The organism is Pseudomonas sp. ZT5P21 (assembly GCF_054897785.1).
Window position 1 is genome coordinate 4,064,124 of sequence record NZ_CM142705.1, and the last position, 13,033, is coordinate 4,077,156.

Genomic DNA, 13,033 nt, shown 5'->3' on the forward strand with positions numbered 1-13,033 from the left:
GCTACAGTAACAATGGCGCAGTGCCATGACAGGGCCATCACAGGTCGAACAGCCTAGGCAACGGCTTGTACCATGACCTCTCGCAGTACCGTGCAAGTCTTGGCAATCTCTTGCTCAGTGAGGGTCGGGTGCACCAGGAACATCATGCTGGTCTCACCCAGTTCCTTGGCAACAGGCAAAGGTTCCGCCGGACGCCAATCGGTACCGTCGAATGCTTTTTCCAGATACACCTCGGAACAGGAACCTGAGAACGCCGGCACACCACGGTCGAGAATTTCCTTGAGAATGCGATCCCGGCTCCACCCTTCTTTCAAGGACGCAGGCTCGACAAACACATAGGCCTTGTAGGCGGCGTGCAAAATGTCTTGCGGTACAGCGGGGACACGCAGCGCCGGTGACTCGCCAGCTGCGGCCCAGATGCATTCGGCATTGACCAAACGGCTGGTTTGCCAGCTTGCCATCCGCCGCAACTGGATACGACCGATGACCGCTTGTGCCTCCAACATCCGCCAGTTGGTGCCAAAGCTTTCGTGCAACCAACGGAAACCGGGGGCATGCTGCCGTTCGTAGACGGCCTCCCAGCTTTTGCCATGATCCTTGAACGACCACATCCGCAACCACAGTTCTCTATCGTTGGTGGTGACCATACCGCCCTCGCCACCCGTCGTCATGATCTTATCCTGGCAGAAAGACCAGGCGCCCACGTGACCGATGGAACCGACCATGCGATCTTTGTACTTGGCACCATGGGCCTGCGCGCAATCCTCGATAACCTTGAGGCCATGCTCATCGGCCAGTTCCATGATTGGGTCCATATCACACGGCCAACCTGCGAGGTGCACGCAAATCACCGCTCTTGTGCGGGGGCTTAATACTGCACGAATGGAGTTGGCGGTAATGTTCTGCGAATCGCGATCAACCTCAGCAAATACCGGCACAGCACCGGCATTGACAATTGATGAGACAGAGGCGAGAAAAGTTCGGGGGGTCACCACCACTTCGTCACCGGCACCGACACCCAAGGCCTTGAGCGCAAGATCCAACGCCACGGTGCCATTAGTAAGCGCAACGGCATGCTCAGTACCAATCCAGGCCGCAAACTCCTTTTCAAATTCTCGACACTCTTGCCCCGTCCAGTAATTGACCTTGTTGGAAAGAATGACGCTACGCACGGCATCGGCCTCTTCCTCAGTAAAGGAAGGCCAAGGGGAGAAAGGAGTATTCAACACAAATAAAGGCTCTTCACAAAGGATAAAGAAGCATTGGTGGCTAACGAGAAAGACCACCAACCGCAGTAAACTGAAATGACATGGTGAGGCCCGGGAAATGGACTGTCGAGTGCAATTTTGCCTGATGCGAAAGTTCGGGCCTAAGTTGCTTGTTTGTTGACCAAAGCGCGAGCAGGCACACCGACGACAGTCAGTGCATCAGCCACATCGGTGGTCACTGCCGCACCTGCGCCGACAACCACCTTTGCACCGATTCGCACCATTTGCCGGACACTGGCACCGATACCCACCCAGCTTAAATCGCCAACACTGACACCGCCGGCCAGTCGTGCGCCAGGGCTTATATGTACCGCAGCACCCAAGACACAGTCATGGTCGACACTGCAGCCGGTATTCAGAATACTGCCCAGACCAATACGCACATCAGCGTTGATCACCGCCTGGGCGAACACCACGGTACCCTTTTCGAGCACGGCATAACGGCTGACAGTTGCCGCAGGGTGTACCAGGCTGCAAATGCAAGCACCAGCGGCCTCGAGCTCCAGCAACTTGCTGTAGCGAATAGCGTTGTTGCCAATCGCGACGACAATGCCGTCAAACTCCTCAAGACGCTCACGCAGTGCAGCGGTATCGCCGACCACCGCCCAAGGGCCATTATGCTGACGCTCTGGCCAGGCATCGTCGAAAAATTCGATAGTCTGCCAGCCACAGCACTCAGCGGTATCGGCTACAACCTTGCCGTGTCCGCTGGCCCCTAGAATCGCCAACCGCTTCACGACGGGTTACCCGTGAACTTCGACATGGTCGCCTCGCCTTCGGCATTGATACCGTCGCGAACCACCACCTTTTTCAGGGTTAGGAAAATCACCTTGAAATCCAGCCAGATCGAACGGTTATCGACATACCAGACGTCCAGTTTGAATTTTTCATCCCAGCTCAGGGCGTTACGCCCGTTAACTTGCGCCCAGCCGCTAATACCCGGCCTGACTTCATGTCGACGGTACTGCTCGGCATTGTAGAGTGGCAAGTACTCCATGAGCAGTGGGCGCGGGCCAACAAGGCTCATATCACCCTTGAGCACATTCCATAGCTCCGGCAATTCATCCAGGCTACTGGAGCGTAGGAAGCTGCCAAACGGGGTCATTCGCTCGGTATCCGGTAACGGCTGACCATTGGCATCGAATGCATCTCGCATGGTGCGAAACTTGACCATCCTGAACGGCTTGGCATTCAAACCCGGGCGTACCTGGGAAAAAATGACCGGAGAGCCCAGTTTCTTCCTGATTGCCCAAGCAACAACGATGATGACAGGAGCCAGCGCAATCAAGCCTATAAGCGCAAGCACAAAATCAACGATCCGTTTCAATTTCCATCACCTTAAAACAGTATCGACAAGTAATCTTGGGCAAGCTTCGAATAACGCCTGTTCTCCAGCAACCATTGGCGACCTCGCTCGCCGACCAAGGAACGCTCTCCAGCGCTCATTGATTTAAGGTCCCGTATTGCTGTCACCACGGCGTCGACATTCGCCGCAGGCACAAACACCCCGCAGTCAGACTCGTTGATCATCGAGGGATAGCCACTGTAGGACGCGACAACGGGTTTGGCTGCCAACATGTAGTCAATGACTTTGTTCAGAGACTGGCCATAATCCCAAACTTTCGAGTCATGCACGGAAAAGTACAGAACACTGCCCTGAGCCAGAACAGCCTGCACCTGGTTGCGAGACACTTTTGGCGCAAATACCAGATTGGGAAGATGACTGTATTTTTCCTGATAACTCTGCTTGAGGGCCCCGTCACCCACGATCACGAACTCGACGTCCGCATCATCACGCATGGCCTGCGCGGCGTCGAAGAAAACATCCAGGGCGTTGGTGATACCAATGGTGCCGGCGTGAACAACCTTGAATTTATCACTCGACAAGTAGCGCTCGACATAATCGCCGGGAAGCGCTGCCTCATCGGTAAGATGGTCCTCGCTAACCCCCATCGGGATGCAGAATACCGGACGGTCCATACCGGTTTCATTCCTGACATGTTCCGCGAGGTTAGGCATGGTGCCTACGATCGCATCAGACTTTTTGTAAGCCAGGCGCTCCAGCCAGGACAACCCCTTGACGAAGATATTGCTTTTGTCGAAGCCACCCTCCTCGACGATCGTCAGCGGCCAGATATCACGCACCTCGAACACCAGGCGACATTTATATCGGGAGCGCAACAGTAGCCCGTTGAGGATGGTCAACAAAGACAGGCTGGAGACAATGATCACATCCGGGCGTTCGAGGGATTTTTTGTCGAGCCGCAGCAGATTCCACTCGAAGTGGAACCAGCTCATGATTCTTCGCAACGACTTGGCCACAGAGTACTTCATCGTTTTCAGCCAAACGATTTTCACCCCACCGGTATCCACGACCGTGACCCGGTCCTTTAAAACAGGCAGATCCACGAGATTGTTGGAGTCCGATGTGATCACCACCACCGGATGCCCCGCACGCTTCATCTCATCCACCAGGAACCAGCCGCGTCCACCGGGGCTGGTTGCTGTCTTGGGCGAAAAGTACTTGGTCACGTACCAAATCGTCTTGTTCATTGACTCAACGCGCCCATTCAATCTTTATACAGTCGGGGGATCGAGTTGACAGTTTTGATCACCTCGGTGAAGTCCATGCCCAACGTATCGAGGTACCAGCGAATATTCTGGTAACGCGGTCGGTTTTCTTCTCGCACCAGTTCCAGCGCACGCTCCCGGGTCATTTCCCCTTCGCGCACCTGATTACTACGGAAGGTATCGTGCTCGGAGAAACCTGCCACGAGGTAGTAGATGTAGTTGTACAGGCCGGCCGTACCGTCACCGATACGCCAGGTGGTGGGGGTATCAATGGCGGTTTCCCAGCCGTAGTCATTGATCAGCGTGTCGTCGATGGTTTTTTCGTCCCAACGCCAGTAATCGAAGATGTGGTAATAGTCTTTCTTCTCGGTGAAGCTGCGGTAGTACTCGCCGGACAAGGTATCCCACAGCGAACTGTTGAAGTAACCCGGGCTCTTCAGCATGGCTTTGAAACGCAGGCTTTGATATTCCAGCTGCTTTTGCCAGCCGTGCATGTAGACGCGCTTTTCTTCGAAGGCAGGTGGAACACCGAGGAAGCCAGCCTTGAAGTGGGTGACTTCCAGTGGGTTGACCCCCCACAGGTTCAAGCCCACGCCGGTCTGCTGCTTGATTGTCTCGATGTGGCGGAAGAAGTGTTTGTCGCCCGACGTCAGAATGCTGATCATCCCAAGATGAGGAGCCTTGAGCCACGCTCGGAGGTTGACTGCGATATTTCTGCGCTTTTTGGCAATATCGTCGGCGACGATGATATTTTCCACACCCAGCTCAGCACTCATACGACTGATGTTCCGTCGTCCGAGGTCGGTCACCATTCCCCAGTCATAGGTGTAGGTCACCGCATTCATCTTCAATTCTTTAACAATCAGGTGCAGACCATAGCAGCTGTCTCGCCCGCCCGAAAACGGCACGATGCAATCCGTTGCCCCCGCCCGGCGGTAGGACTCCACAAGATTGAACAGCTCTTCCTTGGGTTTGGGCACATTACGCGGAGTGTAGGTGTGGCAATAGTTACACACACCTTGCGAATCAAAGTCGATAAACGGCATTGTCTCGGGAAGAATGCACCGAGTGCAACGACGCAAATTGGGCTGAGGGAATTCGAGGAGATTTTCTTCCGCTGTAATAAATTTGAAGGGCGGAATCAGGTCATGCACGCGCTGATTGTCATCAGTCACCGTGATCTTCGATGCAATGGGCAAGTCCAGAACGACACCCGCCTTTTTGATCTGCTGAATGCCCGAACACCCGATCTGCGACAGAGGGAACTTTTCCGACGAGAAACAAACCCCTTCTTTGGCCGTGCCCAGATAAAGACTGCCATTGTTCGAGAACAGCAGCGCTTTACCCAGTCGAGGAACAACGATCGCACACGCGATTACGCCCACACAGAGGGAAAGTATCTTGTCTGCCAGACCGTCCAGGCTATCGCCATTTTCTTCGAGGTACTGCTCGGTAATAGCGACAATCACTTCGCTGTCGATTTCAAGCGTGCGCTGAGGTTTGATCTGTTTCCAGACTTCCGCATCATTAACAATAATGCCGTTGTGAATAACGCAAATCCCACCCCGAACAACGGGTTGATTGTCGGAGAGACCATTGGTAATCAAGCGGCTGTGGCCCAGCACAAACGGAGACTCAAACGGCTTGACCTTCGAGATCAGTTTCTTGATGTCGTAGTCAGCCCGCTTGACCTGATAGCCAGCCTGATCAGCATAAATAAGACCACTGGAATCACGGCCACGCTGCCTGGCATGCAAAGCCAACGTCATCAGGCTCTCTTTATTGACCTTGTTCCCCGCAATAAACCCAAAAATTCCACACATAAAACACAGCCCGTAAATTAATTGATTTTCCCACGGCAAAGCGGTGGGTGAGTGCCTGGTTGGAATACACGGCCGGTCGAAGTCAACGGTGCGCCGCCGAGCACATTGCACCGGGGGGAGTTAAACCCGTCCAACAACAGCACAGAGCGGAGCGCAGTGCCCCACACCCATGGTATGCCAACCCAGGATGTCAGCGTTTTCCTGTTGGCAGACACTGTTCGTACAGGTCTAGCAATTTTTGCTCCTGCGCTTGCCAGCTCAGCGGAGCCAGATCGGCAAATGTATAGGTTTTTTCCGAGCGTTCAAGCGCGAGAATGGCCTGTCGGATTTCGTCCAACGCAAGCTTACAGCACTCGCCTATCCCATACTCCGACAGCACCGCGCGAATATCGGGGAAATCCGAAGCCAGCACCGGTACACCCGCGAAACAGTATTCGAAGAGCTTGTTCGGCAAGCAGTAGTAGTCGCTCAACGAGACATCCTGGACCAGGCACAAGCCGAAATCGGCAGACTGCACGATCGGCACGACCTGCGAATGCGCCACCGCGTCGTGCACATGCATGTTCGGATGCTCGGCGGCCAGGCGCTTGAGTTCAACACTCAACTCACCATACCCCAGGAAGACGATGTGCGACGCTACTTCCGGGTCCTTGAAGGCCTCGCAGAGCAGGTCGATGCCACGCCCATGCCCCAGGATACCCACGTAGATGAACACCTTGCTGTGCGCGGGGATCGAGAATTTCTTTCGAAGGTAATCGTCCTCCTGGGAAACTGCCTCGGAGAACAACGGCGAATTGAGAATGACCGCGGAACGTTTCGGTCCAATCGTCTCCCGGTACCAGTTCTCGATCGAAGGGCTGACCACGATCAGTGCATCGACGAAGCGCCACAGCAGCTTTTCGGCGCGCAGGGTGAGGGTCCCCTGGAGCTTGGTGAGACCGTTGCGGTTGGACTCAAGCTCATGCGCGTCATAGACGAGCTTGGCGCCGGTGAAGAGTTTTACGATGACACCCAACGGCAGTGCCAACGTGTCGTGGCAATGGATCACGTCGGGACGCTGGCGAATGGCACGTGGCAGCATTTTCACGACCAGCTCGAACAGCGTCGCGACATGCCTCAGGGTCCTTGGCAAGAAGTTAAGCTTGCGTGAACGCAGGGTCAAGGCCTCGATATCTGCCTCGAACGGAACCGCTGACTTCTGCGCCCCTTCGTCAAGTACGACACCGATGCCACTGACTGCGTAGCCAGCGCGGGCCAATGCGCCCATTTCCTTGAGAATCCGGGAGTCGAACTCAATGTCGGTATGAGTCAAATGCAAAATTTTCTTCATGCTATTAAATATTCATCTGCGTTCAGCTGATTGGTCGGTATTGAGAGACGGTAAATCACGAAGTTCTCGGCGCATTTCTTCGCACAGAACTCAATGCTACAAGCATACAAGCAATACAGATTGGCAAGGAGAAAACTGTATCTCCAGATATCAAAGAATAAGGCAACGCAACTACAAACAGGGCAATAGGCAAAACGCGTTTCCCGCGCCAAATCAACGAGAATGGCCACGCATAAAACGCAATAGCCACGAGCCCGAAAATCACACCCCCAATTATCCACTCCGTCATAATCGACATATGCGGATAATTAAATTCTGAACAAGGAGAAAAAGAGCACGAAAAAACCTCGTGATAACCCCACCCTTGCGGAAGCCAACTTAACATGGACGCACCGAGCTTCCAGAAATCCAAGCGAGATCCCGTGCCCAGCGTTCCATCTGCCATAGTACCAAGCATGGCCATGGGGGCTGACCGATTTATCTTAGTAGTGACATGAGTACTCTCAATACCCTCGACGACCTCGGCATCAAATTTAAACTCCAGCACCTTGTAAGGCTCACCACCAAACCTATAGCGCTCAAAGGAGACGGGGTCTGTAACAACATAGACTAGGACCGTAGAAAAAAGCGCTATGAATAATGACTTAGCCACTGCAGATCGCCCTTCAACCAGTACCCACACAACAGGTATGAAGACCATAAGCACAACAAAGCGGCGAGAACCTGACAATGCACCTGCGGCAATGAGAAGCGGCAAAAGCCACCAGAAGCGTTTATTTAAGCAACCGAGGACTCCCACAAGCCATATAAGACCCAAGTTGTTATAGTTAATGCAAAGTGCTGAACCTGGCGGATAGTATGAACAGCTTTCGCTTAGAATTCCAACTAGATACCCCCGGTCCAGCAAACCGGCCTTAATCAGACCTAGCAGCGCACTAACTAATGCCAACGGAACCAGAAAGTAAAAAAAACCGACCGATGTATCTTCATCAGCTAATAAGTAGATAAAAAGAAGGAAAGAGGCGACGATTAAATCTTTGACCACCTGCGATTCAAATAAGGTATCGGTTAAACCTAATGCAATCGTATGAAGCAAAATTAAGGCTATCATGGGCAAAACCGCCGCATGCGGGCACTTTACTTTCTCTCGATGTATGAGCACGAACAAAAGAAAAGGAACAACCAGTAATCCAGCCCACCACCAAGAAAAAAACTCTGCATAAAAAGGGGCAGACATCGCAACCCCGCCCCAAAACCCTTTACTCAGGGGAAGATTCATATTTCGGCGAATGCCAAGTTCTTTAATAGAACTAATCACGAAAGGCCTACCTATTTTTCACCCTAACCATACCACGCCCGATAAAACACGCAGCACACCAGAATAATATAAAAACCATTCAAACTCAATACACAGCAACCATCTTTTTTTGAATATTTACGAGCAAGCCTCTCATAATTCGACAGCGCCAATTGAATAATCCAAGCCACCATCCTGCATTACACTAGAATACATATTCCGCAAGTCAGACTTATTTAGACAAGAGTTATGCCACAACAAAGTAAAACAACCATCAACTTTTGCACAAACCTCCTTCAAACTATTAAACTTTTCTCGCGCCCGCCCACTTAGCCCTAGACCGAGATAAATATCATCAATAATTGTACATTCCATGGCGATCAGAGGACGAATGCGCAAAGAGAGCATTTCACATGCCACCGGATCAAACGCGGGATACTCATAGCAAGTACCACAACGAAAACCCGGCCGATCCGCGTAACCTAGAGTGCTATCATAATTCATACCCGCATCTGCCCAGGCACGCAAAGTAGCAGGATGCTCCCAACGCAAGTAATGCATACGCCCACCCCATTCAGCCTGCGTAATACCCTCTTCTTGCGCAATTTGACGCAGTCGCCGGAACTCGGCAGCGATAATTGCAGGGTCTCGATAACTAGCATAGCTCGGATGCAAACCGATTTCATGACCGCGAGCATGAATACGACGCATAAGCTGACGAATAGCAGGATGTTCTGGCTCATAATCTGCGTCACGACTCGCATCAGTACGACCACAGATGAAATAAAAGGCACTTTGCAGATTGTTTGCTTCTGATTGATCCATGATCCAATCAAACGTATTGTATGGATCAGCAGCGTGTAGCGCGGAGGAAGTACCTAACTTGACAATGGGGGCGGTAGCAAACGCACGCATATCGTGACGTTTCAGAAGATCACCTGCCATCATACGGCCAACCGTATACCACGATTTGAAGCCATATAGACTAGGAGTATCAACATCATGTGAAACTTTGATAGTGAACTTATGACTGTTGAGTTCCAGATGAGGCCAAACCTGGCGGACCACCAGCTTAAGCACATGCAGCCATTCATCGACAATGGGACGCTCCAAGTAGTTGTGCTTGAAAGCGTGAGAGGATGTAGCAGGAAATCGCCCATGAGCGTCCAGATCGGTACGTCCAACCTCTTCTTGACGCGTTAACATCCAGTACACCAAACCAAGGATGTCGTAATCAACGTGATAACCACCATCGGTAGTCTTGATCAATGGCAAATGCAGATTCGAAACACCAGGAGCCGGTAAATCAGCGGACAAAACGGTGCTCCACCCCTCAGCCACTCCACTCCAGTGCGCGCAAGGCAAATCAGCGTCGGTACGATTGAAATTAGCGCCATTCAGCGCAAAAGTAATGCAACGCGCATCACCTAAACGACCAATTGCCAGCGTATCGTCAGACTTTATAAGAAGCGTGAACAACTGGCCAAAACGCTCTTGGAGAAGGATCTGCAGCCACGCAAGCGCAGCAGGGGTGCACCAAGATGGGAGTTCTCGCATTAGCCGTCCTTGAGCTTTCGTAAGAATTGAACTGTTTTGACGATTTTGGAGTTGGTTTTAGATATGACAGAGTAAGGCGTCTGAGTAGCACCAAAACCTCGGAAAAATCGCTCAACGGGCTCGATCATAGAACCTTCAAAGTCGAATTTTTTTGTCACAGTTGCCGCAAATTGGATAGCATACCACATGCAAAGACTGGTTGCTCCGCTGTTGCGAAGGTCGGGATCACCACCACCAAGTAAGTAATATGCACTATTACTATCCCATATAATGTATACACCAGCATGATGCCGGCCTTGATCATCTACTGCCACAAAAAGCTGGCCAGCCTGTTGCCCTGTTGCCGCGGCATGAATACCTAAAACCACATCTTCGCCATATGGTAAGTCCATAGACTGACGAGAAAATACTTTCTTATTTAATGTTAAAAAGCTTTCAATGGATATTTCAGAATGAATCTGAATGCCAAATTTATTTTCTGCCTTTCTAATATCAGTACGGATATTGGTATCAAAACCATCCCACACCGTTTTCAAATCATCTAGCTTCTCAAGGCGATAAGTATAGCGCGTGCTCTGCTCATAACCCATCCAATACAATGGCAACCAATTAGTTCGTTCGCAGTACCAGTTCTGACTATATTGAGCAAATGCGGGCAATTGGTTATAGAGCGCCTGCAAAAGATTTTTTTCTTGCCCCAATCGCCGGGCATTTCTTGCACTACTCACTCGAAGCCATGGCCCGAGATTTGGAGTAAGTACTGGCTGACCTATTACCTTTAGACCAAAACGCTCCCTGGTCACAAAGGGCAGCGAAGCCGTTATAACCCCATCATTTTCCAGCAGTACGACATCCCATGCGTCACCAGCGACCGCGTCTAGCCACCATGCCTGGCTAAAAACAGGTATGCTCGACTCCTCGGCGCACAACTTACGATATTTAGATTTATTAGCATTCATTTCTGTAAAATACCAATAATCATTTTTTTAAGACTAAAGTTGCGCGACAAAAAAATAAAGCCATCTTTAGTTGCAACACAATGTCTGCCCCTGAACTTAACCAATGTACCGGACCGCTCTGAATTTTCAGCTTTAACAAATTCATCGACAATCCACCTCTGCCCGGTATATAGCCCCTTCGGCGGAGAGATGGCATTCAACCAAAGCTCTGTTCCACGCAGAACATGCCAAATTCTTTCAATAGGCCAATGCTGCCAGTCGATGATAGTAGCATGCTCATCCATACTTAGGTTCCTTGCCCTCCTTGTTGGACTTATCTCAGGCTGCTTAATACGCGGCGCTTCACCACGCTCGATTGCATCCAGCGCCTTTAATACAAGAGAAACACCGACACCGCCAATCAACTTATCTAAAACGACCGGCGACTTCTCCCCCAACGCAATCGATATACGTTCTTGAAAAACAATATCGCCCGTATCTTCTCCGGGATCAACATAGTGCACAGTAACACCAGGATTCAGGTCCATATCATAATATTGCCAGAAATCGGGGTTCGCACCACGATACGCCGGCAACCAAGATGGATGCATATTAATCACACCATATTTTGGTATATTGATAATTTCCCTTTTAAGCAATTGCGACATACTAAAAACCACAACCAAATCCGGTCGCAGGCCTTTTATCCACTGGGCGACCTCAACATCACGACCAGTACAAATAAAATTGTAAGGGATGCCTTTTGCCTGACAAAGAGACTGCAAATCAACCGCACGGGGTCTGAAAAGTTTATATAGGAAACTAAACAAACGAAATAACAACCCATGCGATTTTCTATTATGGAAGTCCCGAGGCATGGACTCTACAACACCCACCACCTGATGACTTGAGTTGAACAACGGATCTACCAGGCGCGAAACACCTTGAGTAATCAAAACAACCTTCATTTTGACTTCAACTCTTTATTAAATACGCCACAGGACAAGCGATAAGAGATAAATAAATTTACTATAAAACAGAATGAGTAAGCCGCCGAAAAAAACATCAAAGCCAACCGGACCTCACCTAGCAAGTATCCAAAAAACAATGCGACAACCACCATTACAAACAACATAATTTGCCACACCAGATCGAGCCTTTGAGCTTCTGCCACCATAAACACTGAGCTCAACGGGCTAACCACAAATCTTAGAAAAAACATTGGCGTCAGAATTCGCGCATATTCACCCGCCACACTCCACTGACTTCCAAACACCCACGAAAAAAATTCAGGTGCAATAAAATAAAACACCGTGAACGGCAATACCGAAATTACAACCAGACGGAGCAACGTCCTCAAATAAACATCTCGACAATTACCATTATGAATATAGGCATGACTGGCCTCCTGCCTAAATACATCCCCCAGGGCGCCTGAAACTAACGTTATCGGAGCTCCCAGCACCCGCTGAGTAAGGGTATAGAAACCTGCGCTACTCGCATTGAACAACGCACCAAGTAGCATTACAGGCATTTGACTGGAGGCCGTATTAAAACCGTGCGCAACGATCAAAAACTTAGGAAAGTTGATGTATTTTTTCGCCAAAACCAGAATGCGTCTTCTACTGATACTATTGATAAATTTCCGGTCTTCGTACCAGATCATACGTGCCAGCACCAACATCGATAGTAACTGTCCCGCCAGCTGCCCCCACACCAAACCACCAGTACCGGCACCCGCCGCACCGCCGGCCAATTGCCCACCAGATGAACAACCACTTTGCAAGGTACGACTAATTGCAAGACGCTTATATTGGCTTTTTCGGTTACTCCAATAATTCAAACTCTGGTACACACCCGTCAACATAATTGAGAATGGCACCCAGTACAGCCAGGGTGCCAAATCTGAATTACCAAAAAAATCGACGATTGAACTGTTGAAGAACACCACAATAATCAATAAAAAGCAGCTCAATACAACGCTGAGCAGCACAGACAGAGCAACTACCTGCATAGCATCACGATCCTGCCTAGGCAGAAGTATTGCTTGCTCATAGCGTCCGGTGACTAACACCCCGGCAATAGATACCACTGCCATAAAAAGTGCAAACAACCCAAACTGTTCGGGACTGTAAATCCGAGTTAGTATCGGGCTAACAGCAATAGGTATGGCTTGCGCAATGCTAGTACCAGTCATTAGGGTAATGACATTGCGGGCGTAAGCGCTTTGAGGCAGGAACTTAAGCATT

At 50.5% G+C, this 13,033-nt stretch carries 11 protein-coding genes; all 11 read right to left on the bottom strand.

All coding sequences use genetic code 11. From position 1 onward, the window contains the following. Positions 1 to 53: 53 nt before the first annotated feature. Entirely contained in the window at positions 54 to 1,229 is a 1,176-nt protein-coding gene (locus tag ACYZT9_RS18845; RefSeq protein WP_462006876.1) for a DegT/DnrJ/EryC1/StrS family aminotransferase, read from the bottom strand. 140 nt (positions 1,230 to 1,369) lie between these two features. Continuing rightward, a complete protein-coding gene (locus tag ACYZT9_RS18850; protein WP_462006877.1) occupies positions 1,370 to 2,005 on the bottom strand; it encodes an acetyltransferase in 636 nt (211 codons plus the stop codon). Next, positions 2,002 to 2,595: a sugar transferase gene (locus tag ACYZT9_RS18855; RefSeq protein WP_462006878.1), complete on the bottom strand. Its 594-nt coding sequence runs from the start codon at positions 2,593 to 2,595 to the stop codon at positions 2,002 to 2,004. The genes ACYZT9_RS18850 and ACYZT9_RS18855 overlap by 4 nt, the downstream gene beginning before the upstream one ends. Positions 2,596 to 2,606: 11 nt before the next feature. Further along, complete coding sequence (locus ACYZT9_RS18860) at positions 2,607 to 3,821, bottom strand: glycosyltransferase family 4 protein (protein WP_462006879.1); 1,215 nt, start codon at positions 3,819 to 3,821, stop codon at positions 2,607 to 2,609. A 17-nt stretch (positions 3,822 to 3,838) separates the two neighbouring features. Next, a complete protein-coding gene (locus ACYZT9_RS18865; RefSeq protein WP_462006880.1) occupies positions 3,839 to 5,608 on the bottom strand; it encodes a hypothetical protein in 1,770 nt (589 codons plus the stop codon). A gap of 244 nt (positions 5,609 to 5,852) precedes the next feature. Further along, complete coding sequence (locus tag ACYZT9_RS18870; RefSeq protein ID WP_462006881.1) at positions 5,853 to 6,992, bottom strand: glycosyltransferase; 1,140 nt, start codon at positions 6,990 to 6,992, stop codon at positions 5,853 to 5,855. Between the two features lie 55 nt (positions 6,993 to 7,047). Continuing rightward, entirely contained in the window at positions 7,048 to 8,310 is a 1,263-nt protein-coding gene (locus ACYZT9_RS18875; RefSeq protein ID WP_462006882.1) for a hypothetical protein, read from the bottom strand. Between the two features lie 132 nt (positions 8,311 to 8,442). After that, complete coding sequence (locus ACYZT9_RS18880) at positions 8,443 to 9,846, bottom strand: polysaccharide deacetylase family protein (protein ID WP_462006883.1); 1,404 nt, start codon at positions 9,844 to 9,846, stop codon at positions 8,443 to 8,445. Continuing rightward, complete coding sequence (locus ACYZT9_RS18885) at positions 9,846 to 10,805, bottom strand: GNAT family N-acetyltransferase (RefSeq protein WP_462006884.1); 960 nt, start codon at positions 10,803 to 10,805, stop codon at positions 9,846 to 9,848. The genes ACYZT9_RS18880 and ACYZT9_RS18885 overlap by 1 nt, the downstream gene beginning before the upstream one ends. Continuing rightward, positions 10,802 to 11,752 carry a methionyl-tRNA formyltransferase gene (locus ACYZT9_RS18890; RefSeq protein WP_462006885.1) on the bottom strand — a complete coding sequence of 317 codons (951 nt, stop codon included), beginning with the start codon at positions 11,750 to 11,752 and terminating at the stop codon, positions 10,802 to 10,804. The genes ACYZT9_RS18885 and ACYZT9_RS18890 overlap by 4 nt, the downstream gene beginning before the upstream one ends. Beyond that, positions 11,749 to 13,032 carry an oligosaccharide flippase family protein gene (locus tag ACYZT9_RS18895; RefSeq protein ID WP_462006886.1) on the bottom strand — a complete coding sequence of 428 codons (1,284 nt, stop codon included), beginning with the start codon at positions 13,030 to 13,032 and terminating at the stop codon, positions 11,749 to 11,751. The genes ACYZT9_RS18890 and ACYZT9_RS18895 overlap by 4 nt, the downstream gene beginning before the upstream one ends. Between the last annotated feature and the right edge of the window lies 1 nt (position 13,033).

Coding starts and splice junctions, on each gene's coding strand:
- ACYZT9_RS18860 (WP_462006879.1), bottom strand. CDS start 3,821: ATGAACAAGACGATTTGGTACGTGACCAAGTACTTTTCGCCCAAGACA.
- ACYZT9_RS18865 (WP_462006880.1), bottom strand. CDS start 5,608: ATGACGTTGGCTTTGCATGCCAGGCAGCGTGGCCGTGATTCCAGTGGT.
- ACYZT9_RS18885 (WP_462006884.1), bottom strand. CDS start 10,805: ATGAATGCTAATAAATCTAAATATCGTAAGTTGTGCGCCGAGGAGTCG.
- ACYZT9_RS18890 (WP_462006885.1), bottom strand. CDS start 11,752: ATGAAGGTTGTTTTGATTACTCAAGGTGTTTCGCGCCTGGTAGATCCG.
- ACYZT9_RS18870 (WP_462006881.1), bottom strand. CDS start 6,992: ATGAAGAAAATTTTGCATTTGACTCATACCGACATTGAGTTCGACTCC.
- ACYZT9_RS18880 (WP_462006883.1), bottom strand. CDS start 9,846: ATGCGAGAACTCCCATCTTGGTGCACCCCTGCTGCGCTTGCGTGGCTG.
- ACYZT9_RS18895 (WP_462006886.1), bottom strand. CDS start 13,032: ATGCTTAAGTTCCTGCCTCAAAGCGCTTACGCCCGCAATGTCATTACC.